Source organism: Bradyrhizobium sp. UFLA05-125, from assembly GCF_059803515.1.
On record NZ_JBANBJ010000026.1, the window covers coordinates 15,654 to 32,609 of the forward strand.

Sequence of the window (16,956 nt, forward strand, 5' to 3'; positions counted from 1 at the left end):
TGACATTCTGGCCGATCATGCACCGCCTTCGGCAGCGCGCCGATGTACTCGCCAGCATCGCGTGGCGTGACGAGCGTGTGCCCACCAACCTCTATCGGATCCTCGAAAGGTCGCCCCCAGCCTCGATCTGTCGGCCCCTAACCGTGCGGGTCGCAGGTCGAGCATCAGATCGCCCTGACGTTTTTGAAATTGCCGTTGCGCGACAACAACTTTCCAATATTTACGTAACTGATGAAAATTAAGACGCGCCGTCCTTCAGGAGCCTGACATAGGTCCCGCTCTCGTTGGAACTGCCGTCCTGGACAGCTTCGATGCCGACGGCGAACTTCATCTGGGCTTGTCGTCGGCTTGAAAACAAGGATTTGGTCAAGAGGATTGGTCGGCGGCACAATAGCGCCGCCGTCCAGATCACGAGCCTCCGGCCGTTCGCTCTGTTTAAAAAGTGGACCGCGCCGACCGCCCAGCGGCTTCGGTGGATCGGGACACAACGGAGGACACATCACAGGTAAACCCTTATTTTTGTGATATATTTTCAGACTCACCAGTTCCCGCAAGGGGAGAAGGTGGCCCCAGCGCGGGGTCAGCCGGCCGTGACTCCTGATCAGCCGGAATGGCGGGCCGCGTTGGTGGGCTGACGGTCGCCGAGCGGTCCAATCATATTCGCGCGGATCGGCATCTGCGGCGGTCGAGAGGAAAGCGTTATCGGGTCGTCAGGCGAGAGGCTGCTCACTCGAATTCACACTCAACATCCCTAAACTTGAAATGTAGCAACAAAATCAATTGCCTAGTCGCGCAGTTATGGTCTCTCCGAGCGCGCCAGTAAAATCAATAACTTAGGCCTCTCATTTTGCCTGCTACGCCGGGCGAAGATCAAAGGCATGAGGGGCCAGAATGCAGCGATCGGGTTAGCGACCGATCAGGTCGATCTGCGCCGTCCAAACGTCACGATAGGCGTTGAGGCCGGCGATCGGGGCTGCGGGGACGGGCATCGGCGCCGCGATAGGATAGGAAGGCGGCCATTGCGCAAGCATTGCGGCACCGCGCGCTGTGCCCGCGGCGTCTTCCGCCGCAAAGACGCGCTGGGTCGGTCGTAACGCGGCGAGGGTCTGGCAGAAACGAAGATTGCCGGCGAAGCTCCCTTCGACGACGAGATCGCCGCTGGTCGCTCCCATGCGCGTCAGCATCAGATCGCTGACCAGAGCGCAGTAGAGCGTCGCAAGTGCGGGTCGATCGCGCGCTGCGACTTCGCCGCGGATCACGCCTTTGGTCGTCGCATAAGGTCCGCCATGGCCGGAGAAGCAGGGTAGGGCAATCGCGCCCGAGGCGATGACGCGCTCGATCGTGTCAAGATCAGGATTGCCGCCGCCGCCTGCGATGGCGGCGTATTCGCGTCCGCCCATGAAGCGCCCGCAGGCGATGGGTCGGCCCAGTGCGTCGACGTTGGCGAGCGTGTCGTCGCGAGGATCGAGCTGATCGAGCGAAAGGCCCACGCTCATCAGGATCACCCAGGTGCCGGTCGACAACACCGTGAACGGCGCCTGGCGCGAGACGAGGTAGGGCAGAAGCGAAGCGTTTGAATCGTGGATACCGCAAAAGACTTGCGTTTCGGGCGCGAGCCCGCATGCGGTTGCGATTTCGGGTTTGATCGGGCCGAGTGGATCGAAGGCGCGGCGTAGCGGTGGCAGCAGCGACTCCACGCCGAGAGCCTTGACGAGGCTCGAGATTTGTCCCTGCTGCGGCGCCCAGAGATCCGTATGGGCGCCGAGGGTCGTGACTTCAGAGACAGCGACGCCGGTCAGGCGCCAGGTCCAATATTGTGGATAGCCAACGAAATACCTCGCTTTGGCGAAGAGGTCCGGACAGCGCCACTTCTGATAGGCGAGCTGCCGGCCGAGATTGAGGCCGGCTGGCAATTTCGGCGACAGGCTCTCCGAAAAGGGCGGCCGCAGCTCGGCGTAGCCGGACTCGATCACTTCTACGTCCGTGAATTCGTAGTCCATGATCGGAGCGGCGAGCTCGCTCTCGCCGATCAAAGCGCCGGCTGCGCCATGCGCCGTCGGAACGATCGCGCTGATCTGATGCGCGCGTGCGGCCTCTCGAAGCGCATCGAGGAAGAAGTTCCACGCGCTCTCGACCTCTTCGTGCGGATAGGGCGGACCCGATCGAGTGCGGTTGGGCGCCGACTTTTCCCAGAGAAGTCGGCCGTCGTCGAACAAGGCAAGCTTTACGTTGGTCTTGCCGATGTCGAGGACTGCGACGGTCTGGCTCATCGTTAAGCTACATCTCGGCAAGCAACGTCAGGAGTGTCATGGCCGACTTGTCATGGCCACGACAACGAAGGCCAAAAGTGCGCCGCCCGACCGCATCCTGCGGCCGGGCGACGAGTCCAGATCAGAAATCGAAGTCCTTGACGTTCTGCTTCGTGAAGATGAAGGGCGAGCCAAGCAGGATCTCGCTGCCATTGACCACGTTCAGTTTGCCGAGCTTACCCGCGTCCACCGAGGTCGCGCCGGGCTTCAGGGTGCCGTCGACGACGGCGCGCATCACGTAGGTCGCGGCATAGCCGAGATCGACCGGATTCCACAGTACGACCGACTTGACGCAGTCCGCGTTGACATACGGCTTCATCGCATTGGGCGTGGCAAGGCCGACCACCGCCACCTTGCCGCAGAGCTTGGCCTTGGTCACGGCTTCCGCCGAAGCGGGCGTCGCGACCGAGGTCATGCCGAACAGGCCAGCGAGCTTGTCGCCGTGCTTGTTGATCAGCGTCGTCGCCTGGTTGAAGGACAGGTTGTTGTCCTCCTGCGCCTCGACCGTTTCCAGCCATGTCAGCTTGGGATGACACTTCTGTGCATAGGCCCACATCTCGGCGATCCAGCGTGCCTGGTTCGGCGTCGTGAAGGTCGATGTGACGATCGCAAAGCTCTTGTCCTCGCCGGCCTCCTTGGCCATCGAGTCCATCATCGCCTTGGCGATGCCGTTGAACTCGGCCTGGTTGACGAACCATTCGCGCGCATCCGGCGTCGAGTTGGCGTCATAGCCGACGACATGGATGCCCTTCGATAGTGCCTTCTTCAGGACCGGCGCGATCGCGACCGGATCGTTGGCGGCGAAGAGAATGCCGTCGACGCCGCTGGTGATGTAGTTGTCGATGAACTTGATCTGCTCGTCGATCTTGGCTTCGGTCGGGCCGTCGGTCTTCACCGTGACATTGCCGAGCGCCTTGGCGGCGTCCTGCATGCCTTTCGAAGTCGCGTTGAAATAACCGATGCCGATCAACTTCGGCACGTCGACCAGCGTGATCGGCTTGCCGGCCTTGTCGGGCGCGTTGGTTGGCCGGCCGCCGTCATAAGGCTTGGCCGCGGGCGCGGCGTTGGCTTCGCCAGCCGAGCAGGCAAGCGGATTGACTGGTAGGTCGTCCGCGCCGTCCCATCTCTTGTCCGCCGCCGAGGCCGTTCCGGCCAGTAGCGTCGCGCTGAGAAACGCAAAGGCTAATCCGAGCTTCATCTTGTTGTCCTCCCATGTTTAAGCCGCTTTTTTCGCGGTCAGACACTCCATCAAACGCCGTCGCGGCGCCGCTGGAGCGAACTCGCCACAAGAGTGGATAGGATGAGAACCGCGCCGATGACCACGATCGTCGCATCGCCCTTGACGCCGGTCAGGGCCAGTCCATTCTTCAAGAGCTGGATCATTGCTAGGCCTACCACCGTGCCCCAGATCGTGCCGACGCCTCCGAATATGCTGGTGCCGCCGAGCACCACCGCAGCGATCACGTCGAGCTCGTAGCCGATCCCCATGTCCGAGCGGGTCGTAGTCACGCGCGAGACGAGGACAAAAGCGGAAAGGCCGGCCATGAAGCCCGATAGCGTGTAGATGATCAGTTTGACGCGATCGACCGGCAAACCGGAAAAGCGCGCGGCGGTCTCGTTGTTGCCGATCGCATAGAGCGTCCGGCCGAAGGTGGTGCGGTCAAGAACGACTGCCGAGACTACGATCGCGATCAGCAAGAGCCAGAGCTGCGCCGGCACGCCGAAGAGGTTTTCCTGTCCGATGAAGTAGAACCATTCTGGATAGCCGCGCACCGAGCGCGCTTGGCTGATCCCCTCGGCGAGCCCGCGATAGAGGGCGAGCGTCGCGATCGTCATGATCAGCGGCGGCACTTTCACTTTGGTGATGACGATCCCGTTGAGAAAGCCCGCTGCGGCACCGACGAGCAACGAGAAGCAAATCGCCAGCGGCAAGGGAAAGCCGAAAGTCTTCCAGGAATAGCCGAGCAGGATCGCGCACAGCCCGACGATCGAGCCAACCGAGAGGTCGATGCCACCGGTGATGATGATGAAGGTCATCGGCAGCGCGATCAGTCCGACCTCGGTCGTCAGCCTGCCTTGATTGAGCAGATTGTCGAGCGTGAGGAAGCGGCCGTTCAAGCCGCCGAGCACGATCAACGCAATGAGCAGGATCACCGCGAGCATGGTCTCGTGGCGCAGCAGCCACCAGGGCACGACGCGCTTGGCGGTGTGAGGAAGCGGGATTTCGCTCATGGCGCTCATGCTCCGGCCATGCGCCGGCGCCGCAGAATGTCGGCGATCACGGTCACGAGGATGAGCACGCCCTGGACCGCGCGGATCCAGTAGGGCGAGACGTCGATGAAGACCAGCGCGCTGGCGATCTCGGCGATCAGTACGGCGGCAAGCGTCGAGCCGATCACCGTGCCGACGCCGCCGAGGATGCTGACGCCTCCGACGACCGACGCGGTGATGATCGTCAGCTCGAGATTGGGCGGCACGGTCGACTGGATGACGCGCAATTGCGTCGCATAGAGCAGGGCGGCCGCTCCGGCGAAGAAGCCGTGCAGCGCGAAGACCATCACGATCGTGCGCGGCTGCGAAATGCCGCAGAGCCGCGCCGCTTCGGCGTTGCCGCCGACCGCGTAGATGGCGCGGCCCGAGGCCGAATAGCGCATCCACAAGGCGGCCAGGATCGTTGCCAGGATCATGAGAAAAACCGGAAACGGCAGTACACCGAAGAGTTCGATATCGGCGAGATGGAAGCTGTCGGGCAGGTCGGTGATCCATTTGCCCCCGGTGACGCTGATCAGTCCACCTTTGAGGATCGACAGCATGCCGAGCGTAACCACAATCGCCGGAATGCGCAGATAGGCGATGATGGCGCCCTGCAAGGCCATCACCAGGACGCCGGCAACTAGCGCTGCCAGCCAGGCGACCACGATCGGCGCGCCGTTCACGGCCAGAGTGCCGCTGATCGTCGCCAGGACGCCGATCAGCGCGCCAACGGAAATATCGATGTTGCCGGAAACGATCACCATCGACATGCCGACTGCCGCGACTGCGATATAGGCGTTGCCGAGCAGCACGTCGGAAAGATTGCGCGCCGCCAGAAAGCGCGGATTGTAAAGGCCGACGACGATGGCGAGGCCGATCACCGCGATCGCAAGCAAAGCCTCCTGCGAGGCAATCACCTTCAGCCGCCGCCGCGGATCAGCCTCGGCACTGGCTAAGGTCACCGCGGTCATGCCGCTTTCTCCGCGTTGTCATGACTGCCCATCATCGCTGCGCCGATCGACTCCTGGGTTGCTTCTTCGCGCGAGAATTCGGCAACGATGCGGCCTTCGCGCATCACGAGAATGCGGTCGCTCATGCCGAGCACCTCTGGCAGCTCGCTCGAGATCATCAGGATGGCGAGTCCCTGGGCCGCAAGCTCGCCCATCAGCCGATGGATCTCCGCCTTGGCGCCCACATCGATGCCGCGCGTCGGCTCGTCGAGGATCAATAGCTTCGGCTCGTTGGCGAGCCATTTGCCGAGCACGATCTTCTGCTGATTGCCGCCGGACAGCTTGCCCGCGGTCTGCTCGAGCGAACTCGTCTTGACCGCAAAACGCTTGACACCGTCGCGGGCAAGCTTGCGTTCTGCGCCGCGATCGATGAAGCCGCCGAATGCGACCTTGCCAAGCGCGGCGAGGCTGAAGTTCTCGCGCACCGTCATCGGCCGCACCAGGCCCTGCGTGCCGCGATCCTCGGGAACATAGGCGACGCCCAACGATCGTGCCTGTGCAGGCGAGCGGATGTCGACCTTGTGTCCGGCGATCCGGATTTCGCCGTTGTCGGCCGGCGTGACGCCGAAAATCGTTTGCGCCAGCTCGCTGCGACCCGAGCCAACGAGGCCGGCAAGGCCGACAATCTCGCCGGCGCACACCGTGAGCGAGACGTTCCTCGTCAGCGGCCGTCGTTCGAGGTCTTTCACCTCCAGCACCGGCTTGCCGATCGGAACTGCGATCTTCGGGAACAGGCTTTCGATCCTGCGGCCGACCATCAATTGCACGAGCTCGGCCGCGTCCGTCTCAGTGACGCGCTTGGTCGCGACATGCGCGCCATCGCGCAGCACGGTAACACGGTCGGCGATCGCGAAAATCTCGTCGAGCCGATGGCTGATATAGATCACGGCGACACCGCGGGCTTTCAGCTTGCGCACGATATCGAAGAGCCGCGTCACGTCGTACTCGGTCAGAGCCGCGGTCGGCTCGTCCATGATCAGGATGCGCGCGTCCTGCGACAGCGCGCGCAGGATTTCGACGCGCTGGCGATTGCCGACGCTGAGCGAGCCGACGATGCGATCGGCTTGCAGGTCATGAATCTCGAGCGAGGCGAGCAGCGCATTCGTCCTCTCCCGCATCGCCCGCCAGTCGATCCGGCGGAAGCCTGCGCGCGGCGCATGCCCCATGAAGATGTTCTCGGCAACGGTGAGCTCCGGAAACAGCAGCAGCTCTTGATAGATCGTAGCGATGCCGGCGCGCCTTGCATCGTCCGGCCGCGCGAGGTCGACCGGCTTTCCGTCCACCAGCACCTCGCCGCGATCGGGCGGGAACACGCCGGAGACGATCTTGATCAGCGTCGACTTGCCGGCCCCGTTCTCGCCGAGCAAGGCGTGGACTTCACCTTTGGCGGCGTCAAACGAGACGCCGGACAGCGCCCGCACGCCTGGAAAGGACTTCTCGACAGCGCGCACCGACAGAAGTGGCGCCGTCGGAGTTTCACTGTGCGCGTCGGTTGCCATGGTCACGCCGCCGCATCGGTTTGAGCGCCTGCATCGACGACAACGAGGCGGACATCGTGCGCGCGCAGCATCTCGAGTGCGTCGCTAGGCGCATCGGAGTCGGTGATCAGCGTATCGATGCGCGAGAGCGGGCAGACGACGAGGCTGCCGCGAGAGACGAATTTCGAGGAATCGGCGAGCACGATCAGCTTGTCGGCACGCTTCAGCAGTTTCGATTCGGCGCGGGCGAGCAGGGGATCGCCCTCGATCACGCCGAGCGGTCCGATCGAGATTGCACTCATGAACATCCGCGTCGCCGAATAGTGCTGGATCGCATCCTCTTCAAAGGGCGAGACGATCATGCCTTGCTCACGATAGACCTCGCCACCCGGCAAGGCGACGCGGCATTTCGACGTGTGGATCAGCGTGTCGGCGAGCAGATAGGAATTGGTCAATACCTTCAGGCGGCGCTCGCGCAGATAGTCGCCCATCTGGTACGTGGTCGTGCCGCCATTGATGATGATCGTCTCGCCATCGGCGCAGAGCGCGACTGCCGCTTTCGCAATGGCGCGCTTGGCGTCGATGTTGAGCGTCTGGCTGACGTCGAAGGAGCGGGTGGCAAGGGAGAGGACGTCGCCCGGTGCGTTGACGGTTTCCGGCAGGGCTTCGAGCCCGCCATGCACCCTGATCGCGACACCTTGCTCGGCGAGCCTGGCGAAATCGCGCCGTATCGAGGCTTCGGAGACGCCGGTCGCACGACAAGCGTCGGCGATGCGCACCAACGACCGCTCACGCAAGAGTGCCTTGATGACCTGCCAGCGTTCCCGCTCGTGCACGTCGCCCTCCCTTTTGCTCGTAAATAGGTCACGCTCTCGATGAGTGGTCAACTGCAATCCGTCAAATTCGCTCAATATCGCGCTGCATCAATCATATTGCGTCGCAGTGTTGAGTGTCGGTGATTGACCTTGATTGAATCCGTGGCCTAAGTTGCCCAGAGATCAAGCACAGGGAGAATGCCTAATGAGCGAGGTCGCGGCCACGCCCCTGCCAAATCTCTGGGACGACGCGCTCGCCGCCAGCCTCGATGAAGCAGGTCAATTGCTGTACCGCTCGAACCTGCTCGGGGCCGATCTGCGCATCACCAATTTCGGCGGCGGCAACACCTCGGCCAAGATCGAGATGAAGGATCCGCTGACGCGCGCGAGCGCACGCGTGCTCTGGGTCAAAGGTTCGGGCGGCGACCTTGGTTCGATGAAGCGCGACGGCTTTTCGACGCTGTACCTCGACAAACTCGAGAGCCTGAAAGGCCTCTATCGCGGCCTCGCCCACGAGGACGAGATGGTCGCCTTGTTCAATCACTGCACCTTCGATCTCAACCCGCGCGCGACTTCGATCGATACGCCGTTGCACGCTTTCGTGCCGCACCGGCATGTCGACCACGTCCATGCCGATGCGGTCATCGCCATTGCTGCCTCAGTCGACGCCGAGCGTCTGACCCGCGAGGTTTTCGACGGCAAGCTTGGGTTCCTGCCGTGGCAGCGGCCGGGCTTCGATCTCGGCCTGAAACTCGGCGAGATGGCCGCGCGCCATCCCGACTATGTCGGCGTGGTTCTAGGCGGGCACGGGCTCTTCACCTGGGCCGAGACGTCGAAAGCCTGTTACGAGATGACCTTGCGCGTGATTCAGCAGGCCGCCGATTGGCTTGCCGCGCATGAAAAGAAGCCGGCTTTCGGCGGCGCCAAGGTCCAAACGGCCTCGCCGGAAAGGCGCCGCGCGATCGCAGCCAGGCTGATGCCGCTCATCCGCGGCAGGATCTCCGCGGATGAGCGCAAGATTGGCCATTTCACCGATGCCCCGGAGGTACTGGAGTTCGTCAACTCCAGCGCGCTGACGACGCTGGCGCCGCTCGGCACCTCCTGTCCGGATCACTTTCTTCGCACCAAGATCCGACCGCTGTTGCTGCCCTACGATCCCGCGCGCGACAATCTCGACGAGGTGATCGCGGGCCTCGAGGACGTTCTCGCCGCTTATCGGCGCGACTACGCCGCCTATTACGAGCGCTGCAAGCATCCGGACTCGCCAGCCATGCGCGATCCCAATGCGATTGTGTATCTCGTGCCGGGAATCGGCATGTTCACCTTTGCCAAGGACAAGGCGACGGCGCGCGTTGCGGCCGAGTTCTACGTGAACGCCATCAACGTCATGCGCGGCGCCTCAGGCGTCAGCGCCTATGTCGGCCTCGCCGAGCAGGAGGCCTTCAATATCGAATACTGGCTGCTGGAAGAGGCCAAGCTCCAGCGCATGCCCAAGCCGAAATCGCTCGCCGGGCGGATCGCCTACGTGACCGGCGGCGCCGGCGGCATTGGCGGGGCGACCGCGCAGCGGCTGCTCGGCGAAGGCGCTTGCCTCGTCATTGCCGATATCGACGAGAAGGCGCTGAACGAGCGCGTTGCGGCGATCACGAAACGCCATGGCCGCGACGCCGCGATCGGCGTGAAGCTCGATGTGACCGACGAAGCAGCAGTGGTTGCTTCGTTCGAAGAGGCCGCGCGTGCCTTTGGCGGCGTCGACATCGTCGTATCGAATGCCGGGATCGCCTCGGCTTCGCCGGTCGAGGACACCAGTCTTGGACTGTGGCAGAAGAACATGGACATTCTCGCCACCGGCTATTTCCTCGTCTCGCGCGAGGCGTTCCGGCTGATGCAGCGTCAGAACATCGGCGGCGCCATCATCTTCATTGCCTCGAAGAACGGTCTCGCGGCTTCGGCCGGCGCTTCGGCCTATTGCGCCGCCAAGGCGTCGGAGATCCATCTCGCCCGCTGCCTGGCGCTGGAAGGCGCGGCGCATGGCATCCGCGTCAACACAGTCAATCCGGATGCGGTGCTGCGCGGCTCGAAGATCTGGGAAGGCGAGTGGCGTCAGCAGCGTGCGGCGTCCAACAAGGTCACCGAAGACCAGCTCGAGGAAGTTTATCGCCAGCGTTCGATGCTCAAACTGTCGGTTTTCCCGGAGGATATTGCCGAAGGCGTCTACTTCTTCGCGTCCGACCTTTCGGCCAAATCGACCGGCAACATCCTCAATGTCGACGCCGGCAACGCCCAGGCATTCACGCGATGAGCGCGCCGTTCTCGATCAGTGCCGATTTCATCGCCGACCACAACGCGCGGCTCGAAGACGCGGCCACCGAAGACTATGACGCCCTGAAGCGCGCGCTGGCGCGGCACGGGATCGACGCCGAAGCCCTGGTTCAGACGGTCATGGCCTTCGGAGTCGCCATTCCGACCTGGGGTGTCGGCTCAGGGGGGACGCGGTTCGCCCGCTTTCCGGGGGCAGGTGAGCCGCGCAATCTCTTCGAGAAGATCGACGATTGCGCCGTGATCCAGCAACTGGCGCGGGCAACTCCTACGATCTCGCCGCACATTCCGTGGGACAAGGTCGACGACTATGCAGCCTTGCGCGAAATAGCCGCGACGCACGGCCTTGCCTTCGACGCTGTCAATTCCAACACGTTCCAGGATCAGCCGGGGCAGGAGCTTTCATACAAGTTCGGTTCGCTGTCGCATACCGATGCGCGCGTACGCGCTCAGGCGGTCGCGCACAATATCGAATGCATCGAGATCGGCCGCAAGCTCGGCTCGAATGCGCTGACCGTCTGGATCGCCGACGGCTCGAATTTTGCCGGACAATCGAATCTGACCAAGGCGCTCGATCGCTATATCGACGCGATGCGCGAGATCGTCGCCGCACTCCCTACTGATTGGCGCGTGTTCCTCGAGCACAAGCTCTACGAGCCGGCGTTCTACTCGACCGTGATCTCGGATTGGGGCACGAGTTTCGCCGCGGCGCAGGAGCTCGGCCCCAAGGCGTATTGCCTCGTCGACCTCGGCCATCATGCGCCGAACGTGAATATCGAGCAGATCGTCGCCCGGCTCGTTCGCTTCGGCAAGCTCGCGGGCTTCCATTTCAACGATTCAAAATATGGCGACGATGATCTCGACACCGGCTCGGTCGAGCCGTTCCGGCTGTTTCTCGTCTTCAACGAGCTGATCGACGCCGAGCGGCGCAAGGCGGATGGGTTCGCGCCCGCCTACATGATCGACCAGTCGCACAACGTCACCGATCCGATCGAGAGCCTGATGCAATCGGCGATCGAGTTGCAGCGCGCCTATGCGCAGGCCCTCATCGTCGATCGCGCGGCGCTCGAGGCGGCGCAAGGGGCCAATGACGCGCTCGGTGCGCATCTCGAATTGAAACGCGCCTTCACGACCGACGTCTCGCCGCTGCTCGCCATTGCCCGCCTGCGCGCCGGCGGTGCGATCGCGCCGATCGCGGCCTATCGCGCATCCGGCTATCGGGCGCAAAAGGCGAAGGAGCGTCCCGCCATCGCCGGGACGTCGGCGGGAATTGTGTAGGCGAGGGGCTCGCTTCCGCGTCAGAGCTTCCGCAACGCCAGACCGCCATCGACGTGGATGACATCTCCCGTCGAATAGCCGAGTTGGCCTGTTGCCAAGGTGGCGACGGCCTTTCCGATATCCTCGGGCTCGCCCCAGCGCTTGATAGGCGTGAGACCCTCGCCAATGAGCCGGTCGTACTTGTCCTTGGCGATGGCAGTCATTTGCGTTCGGATGATCCCAGGCCGAAGCTCGTAGGATCCGATGCCGTGATCGGCGAGCCGGATCGCGAAAAGCCGGGTCATCATGGACAAGCCCGTCTTGGAGACGCAGTACTCGCCGCGGTCAGTCGAGGCGAATTCGGCATTGATCGACGAGATCGTGATGATGCTGCGAAAGTGGTGCGATTGCGTGCCGATCATTCGCCGCGCGACCTCCTGAGTCAGGAAGAACGGGCCGCGCAGATTGATCCCCATGACGCGGTCATAGCTTTCCGGCGTCATCTTCAGGAGATCGTCGCGGACGCTGACGGATACGCCGGCATTGTTGACGAGACAGTCGATGCCGCCAAAGACATCCCAGGCGTCGTCCACGAATTGATGATGCTGCTCGACCTGCGAAATATCCAGCGCGATGGCCTTTGCATCCCCGCCTGTTTCGCGGATGGCTGCCACCGTCTCGTCAGAAGCTTCCGAGCCCGGCAGATCATTCACGATGATCGAGAAGCCGGCTCTCGATAGCGCGAGCGCGATGGCGCGGCCGATGCCGCGCCCCGCTCCCGTTACCAAAGCGCAAGGTCGTCGCTGATCGATCATATCGGTCTCCTTTCATGCGCTTGAGCCCAAGCGAATGGGCGCCGCCTGATTTGGAACGTTCTATAATAGAAAGGATTTAGCGTTCGAGACCAAAATTCCGCATTGGCCGTGTTTTCTAGCCTTGCGCATCGAGGAGAATGGGAGTATTTGGAACGTTCCAAATTTCGGGAGGCTCGCGAAGGGCATGGCGCGTGCGGGGCGCAAATCTCGTGCGGTGACGATTCTCGACATTGCCAAGTCGGCGGGTGTGTCGAAGTCGACGGTATCGCTCGTGCTCAAGAGAAGTCCTCTCGTCAGAGAGGAGACGCGCCAGCGCGTGGCGGGGGCGATGGACGCTCTCGGCTATGTCTACAACCGCGGGGCTGCGAGCTTGCGCCGTGCGAGGGCCGACATCGTCGGAATGGTCATCAATGATCTGTCGAACCCTTTTTTTGCGGAGCTTGCCATTGGCATCGAGCGCGCCCTGCAAAACTCCGGCTTCGTTCCGTTCATCGCCAATACCGCCGAGAGCGTCGTCCGGCAGGCCGAGGTCGTCCGCTCGATGCGGGAGCATGGCGCTGCCGGCCTGATCCTCAGTCCGGCGCTCGATACTGATGTGGCGGAGATCTCGCGGCTCGAGGCGCGTCTGCCCATCGTGCTCGCGATCCGGCGGATCATCGGGGCGAGGGCCTCGCTGGTGGTTTCCGACAATCTGGCCGGTGCAACGCGGGCGACCGAACATCTGATCGAGCTCGGCCATTGCGATATCGCTTTCGTCGGCGGTGTCGGCCGAATGGTCGTCTTCCAGGACCGTGTCGCCGGGTTTGCGCGCGCTATGGAGCAGGCGCGACTTGCCGTCGAGCCCGCGCGGATCATTGAGAGCATGCCGACCAAGGACGGCGGGTTCGACGCCATGAAGCGCTTGCTGTCGTCGGAGAGGCGGCCGACGGCGGTGGTTTGCTTCAACGACGTCGTGGCCATCGGTGCGATGTTGGCGATCGCACGACAGGGGCTGACGGTCGGGCGCGACGTTGCCGTCGTCGGTTTCGATGACACCGCCGAGGCCCGTCATGTCTCTCCCGCTCTGACCACCGTGTCGGTCGATGCCGGCAGTCTCGGAGAACGCGCCGCGCAGATGCTGCTGAGGCAGATCAACGAGGGCGAGCGTCGTCTCGAGAGCTACGTCGGCGAAGCGCGGTTGGTCGTTCGGGAGAGTTGTGGAGCGACATTCAAACGGAGGATCGCATCTTGAGTGGCCTGCGTTGGGGATTGATCGGTGCAAGTACGATCGCGCGCGAGTGGATGATCGAGGCCTTCCGCGGGGCGAACGGCGAGGTGGTGGCTGTGATGAGCAGCGATCCGGAGCGCGCGAAGCGCTTTGCTGGCGAGAATGGGATCGCGACAGCAACGACGGACCTCGAGGCGTTGCTCGGAAGCGGTATCGATGCGGTCTATATCTCGACAACGAACGAGCATCATTGCTCGCAAACTCTGGCCGCAGCCGCGGCCGGCAAGCACGTGCTGTGCGAAAAGCCGCTTGCGTTGAACCTGGCGGACGCAAGGCGAATGGTCGCGGCCTGCAAGGCGGCAGGGGTGCAGATGGGGACGAACCATCATTTGCGCAATGCGGCCACCCATCGCGCAATTCACGCCGCGATCAAGGCGGGCCACATCGGCAAGCCGCTGTTTGCCCGCGTGTTTCATGCGGTCTACCTGCCGCCGCACCTGCAGGGCTGGCGGATCGAGCGGCCGGAGTCGGGTGGCGGCGTCGTGCTCGACATCACCGTTCATGACGCCGACACCATGCGTTTCGTGCTCGACGAGGAGCCTGTCGCCGTGACCGCGATGACGTCGCGGGGTGGTATGGGCCAGACAGGTCTCGAAGACGGCGTGATGGGCGTGGTCCGCTTCGAAAGCGGGCTGATTGCCCAGTTCCACGACGCCTTCACGACCCGATACGCGGTGACCGGCTTCGAGGTCCATGGCGAGGAGGGATCGCTGATCGGGACCGACTGCATGACCCAGCAGTCCAAGGGCGAGGTCGTGCTGCGGAATCGGGATGGAGAGAGGCAGCTCTCGGTCGCGCACGAGAATCTCTATCTGCGGGCGGTGCGCCTGTTCGGCGATGCTGTTGCGGGCCGTGGGGCGCCCTCTGCAACGGGCGAGGACGGGATCAGGTCCCTGAGCGTTGCGCTCTCGACGCGTGAGGCTGCGCGAACGGAGCGCGAGACTCCCATCGATCTGACGACCTGAGGCGGACATGGCACGAACGAAGATCTTGAGTGCTTCCGAGGCGGCCCGTCTGATCCCCGACGGTGCCGTCGTGACGGTCTCTTCGTCGTCCGGACTCGGCTGCCCGGATGCGGTGCTCGCCGCGATCGGTGCAAGATTTGAAGCCGAAGGCCACCCGCGTAACCTGACGACGCTGCATCCGATCGCCGCCGGCGACATGTGGGGCGTCAAAGGCATCGATCACATCGCAAAGCCTGGATGCCTCAAGAAGGTCCTGGCCGGGTCTTATCCGTCCGGCCCTTCCTCCGCCGCTCCCCCCGCGATCTGGGAGATGATCTCGGGGAACGCCATCCCCGCCTACAACGTGCCGTCGGGAATCCTGTTCGACATGCATCGCGAAGCCGCCGCAAAGCGCCCGGGCGTTTTGACCAAGGTCGGTATGGACACCTTCGTCGACCCGGCGCGCGAAGGCTGTGCGATGAACCCCAAGGCCGCCGCCGAGCCGATCGTCAGTCGGGTGAATTTCGCCGGCGACGACTGGTTGTTCTTCCCGAGCATCGTTCCGCAGGTCGCGATCGTTCGCGCCACCACCGCGGACGAGCGCGGAAACCTCTCCTATGAGCACGAGGGGGGCATTCTCGGGCCGCTCGATCAGGCGCTGAGCGTGCGCAACAATGGCGGCCTTGTGATCGCCCAGGTCAAGCGCCTCGCGGCTGCCGGCACCTTGCGTCCCCACGACGTTGTCGTGCCCGGCGTTCTCGTCGACGTGATCGTCGTCGCCCCGGACCAGCTCCAGACCACGAACACGCCCTACGAACCCGCGATTTCCGGCGAGATCTTTCGGCCAATCGCCTCGTTCGAGACGCCGAAATTCGACGTCGGCAAAGCCATCGCGCGTCGCGTCGCGATGGAGCTTCGCGACGGCGACGCCGTCAACATCGGATTCGGCATTTCGGCCAACGTCCCTCGTATTCTGATCGAGGAAGGCCGGCACGGTGCGGTCACTTGGGTAATCGAGCAGGGCGCCATAGGTGGCGTTCCGCTGCTCGACTTCCAGTTCGGCTGCGCGTCCAATGCCGAGGCCATCGTCCAGTCGCCACATCAATTCACCTATTTCCAGGGCGGTGGCTTCGACATGTCGCTGCTCTCGTTCCTGCAGATCGACCGCTCGGGCTCGGTCAACGTTTCGAAGCTCGGTCTCCGTCCCCACGTGACGGCCGGGGCTGGCGGCTTCGTCGACATCACGGCGCGGGCCAAGCGCATCGTGTTCTCCGGTTACTTTACCGCCGGCGCAGGCCTCGAGATCGCCGACGGCTCCTTGCGGATTGCCAGGGAAGGGAAGGTCAGGAAGCTCGTCAACGAGGTCGAGCAGGTGTCCTTTTCGGGCAGGCGGGCGGTCGCGCAGGGGCAGGAGATCGTTTACGTTACCGAGCGCTGCGTCCTGAGGCTCGAGCCGGAAGGCGTCACCGTCGTCGAAATCGCACCCGGTGTTGACTTGCAGCGTGACGTGCTTGCACAATCGGAGTTCCCGCTGCGAGTGGCTGGCAATTTGAAGTTGATACCGGCCACGCTGTTCCGTCCCGAACCGATTGGCCTCGAATTGCGGAGGGCAGCTTGAGCCCGTTTGTCGAATTGACCTTTCAGGGATCGATCGCCCGGCTCGGCCTCAAGCGCCCCGACAAGCTCAATGCGCTTGATCGCGACATGATCGAGGCGCTCGGCGAGGCGGCGCGGGCCATCGAGGCCTCGCGCGAGACCCGCGTTGCGATCCTGTTCGGCGAGGGCAAGGCATTTTGCGCCGGCGGCGATATTGCGGCCTGGGGCGGATTGCCGGCGCTCGACATGTGGCGCGACTGGACGCGCGCAGGCCATCGCGCGTTCGAGGCGCTGGCACGCCTGCGTATGCCGCTCATTGCGGCGCTCACCGGCCACGCTTTCGGCGGCGGACTGGAACTCGCTGCGGTAGCGGACGTCCGCATCGCCGAGCGCGGCATCAAGCTCGGACTTCCGGAGACGGGATTGGGCATGGCGCCGGGCTGGTCGGGAACGCAGCGCCTGGTTCGCCGCTTCGGCGCCTCCGTGGTTCGCCGCATGGCGCTCACGGGCCGTCTGTTCACGGCCGAAGAGGGCTGCGAGCTCGGGCTGGTCGACGAGGTGACCGACGGCGGCCAAGCACTGATGCGCGCCGAAAGCCTCGCGTCCGACGTTGCCGCGCGTGGCCCACTTGCCGTGCAGATCGTCAAGGCCATGATCAATGCGGCTGAAGGGGAGGACAGTGACGCCCCCATCGAAGGGCTTGCCGGCGCGCTCACCGCCACGACCGATGATCTCGCCGAGGGCGTTGCCGCCTTCAGGGGCAAGCGCGCGCCCCGTTTTGTTGGACAGTAGGAAAGGAGCTTTGAAGGCGGGCCGTTTCTAATGGGTTCGGCGGCAACCGCGGACGACAACGATAATGAAATTCAAGAGCCGAACAGGCTTCTCGAAACGGT

13 protein-coding genes are annotated in these 16,956 nt (G+C 63.5%); 6 read left to right on the forward strand and 7 right to left on the reverse strand.

Annotation, left to right across the window (positions count from 1 at the left end; genetic code table 11):
* Window positions 1-905 precede the first annotated feature (905 nt).
* The 6 genes from SO156_RS22555 to SO156_RS22580 form a co-directional block, all read right to left on the reverse strand.
* Window positions 906-2,270 (reverse strand): FGGY-family carbohydrate kinase, encoded by a 1,365-nt coding sequence (locus SO156_RS22555; RefSeq protein WP_498536272.1) that lies wholly within the window; start codon window positions 2,268-2,270, stop codon window positions 906-908.
* Between the two features lie 121 nt (window positions 2,271-2,391).
* Window positions 2,392-3,507, reverse strand: a complete 1,116-nt coding sequence (locus tag SO156_RS22560) for an autoinducer 2 ABC transporter substrate-binding protein (protein ID WP_458148699.1) — start codon at window positions 3,505-3,507, stop codon at window positions 2,392-2,394.
* A gap of 50 nt (window positions 3,508-3,557) precedes the next feature.
* Window positions 3,558-4,550, reverse strand: coding sequence for an ABC transporter permease (locus tag SO156_RS22565; protein WP_458148698.1), 993 nt, complete (start codon window positions 4,548-4,550; stop codon window positions 3,558-3,560).
* Window positions 4,547-5,533 carry an ABC transporter permease gene (locus SO156_RS22570; RefSeq protein WP_458148697.1) on the reverse strand — a complete coding sequence of 329 codons (987 nt, stop codon included), beginning with the start codon at window positions 5,531-5,533 and terminating at the stop codon, window positions 4,547-4,549. The genes SO156_RS22565 and SO156_RS22570 overlap by 4 nt, the downstream gene beginning before the upstream one ends.
* Window positions 5,530-7,071, reverse strand: coding sequence for a sugar ABC transporter ATP-binding protein (locus tag SO156_RS22575; protein WP_498536273.1), 1,542 nt, complete (start codon window positions 7,069-7,071; stop codon window positions 5,530-5,532). Before SO156_RS22575 ends, SO156_RS22570 begins: the two co-directional genes overlap by 4 nt.
* Before the next feature lie 2 nt (window positions 7,072-7,073).
* Window positions 7,074-7,886, reverse strand: a complete 813-nt coding sequence (locus tag SO156_RS22580) for a DeoR/GlpR family DNA-binding transcription regulator (protein WP_498536274.1) — start codon at window positions 7,884-7,886, stop codon at window positions 7,074-7,076.
* A 184-nt stretch (window positions 7,887-8,070) separates the two neighbouring features.
* Between SO156_RS22580 and SO156_RS22585 the strand changes: the two genes are divergently transcribed.
* Both SO156_RS22585 and rhaI read left to right on the forward strand, forming a co-directional pair.
* A complete protein-coding gene (locus SO156_RS22585) occupies window positions 8,071-10,167 on the forward strand; it encodes a bifunctional rhamnulose-1-phosphate aldolase/short-chain dehydrogenase (RefSeq protein WP_498536275.1) in 2,097 nt (698 codons plus the stop codon).
* A complete protein-coding gene (gene rhaI, locus SO156_RS22590) occupies window positions 10,164-11,462 on the forward strand; it encodes an L-rhamnose catabolism isomerase (protein ID WP_498536276.1) in 1,299 nt (432 codons plus the stop codon). The genes SO156_RS22585 and rhaI overlap by 4 nt, the downstream gene beginning before the upstream one ends.
* A gap of 20 nt (window positions 11,463-11,482) precedes the next feature.
* On the opposite strand, the gene SO156_RS22595 is transcribed toward rhaI, so the two are convergent.
* Window positions 11,483-12,256 (reverse strand): 3-ketoacyl-ACP reductase, encoded by a 774-nt coding sequence (locus tag SO156_RS22595; RefSeq protein ID WP_498536277.1) that lies wholly within the window; start codon window positions 12,254-12,256, stop codon window positions 11,483-11,485.
* A gap of 184 nt (window positions 12,257-12,440) precedes the next feature.
* Between SO156_RS22595 and SO156_RS22600 the strand changes: the two genes are divergently transcribed.
* From SO156_RS22600 to SO156_RS22615, 4 genes are read left to right on the forward strand one after another with little or no spacing between them, the layout of a single operon-like run.
* Window positions 12,441-13,487, forward strand: coding sequence for a LacI family DNA-binding transcriptional regulator (locus tag SO156_RS22600; protein WP_458148691.1), 1,047 nt, complete (start codon window positions 12,441-12,443; stop codon window positions 13,485-13,487).
* A gap of 5 nt (window positions 13,488-13,492) precedes the next feature.
* Complete coding sequence (locus SO156_RS22605) at window positions 13,493-14,488, forward strand: Gfo/Idh/MocA family protein (RefSeq protein ID WP_498536317.1); 996 nt, start codon at window positions 13,493-13,495, stop codon at window positions 14,486-14,488.
* A 7-nt stretch (window positions 14,489-14,495) separates the two neighbouring features.
* Entirely contained in the window at window positions 14,496-16,085 is a 1,590-nt protein-coding gene (locus SO156_RS22610) for an acyl CoA:acetate/3-ketoacid CoA transferase (RefSeq protein WP_498536278.1), read from the forward strand.
* Complete coding sequence (locus SO156_RS22615) at window positions 16,082-16,855, forward strand: enoyl-CoA hydratase/isomerase family protein (RefSeq protein ID WP_458148689.1); 774 nt, start codon at window positions 16,082-16,084, stop codon at window positions 16,853-16,855. The genes SO156_RS22610 and SO156_RS22615 overlap by 4 nt, the downstream gene beginning before the upstream one ends.
* Window positions 16,856-16,956 lie beyond the last annotated feature (101 nt).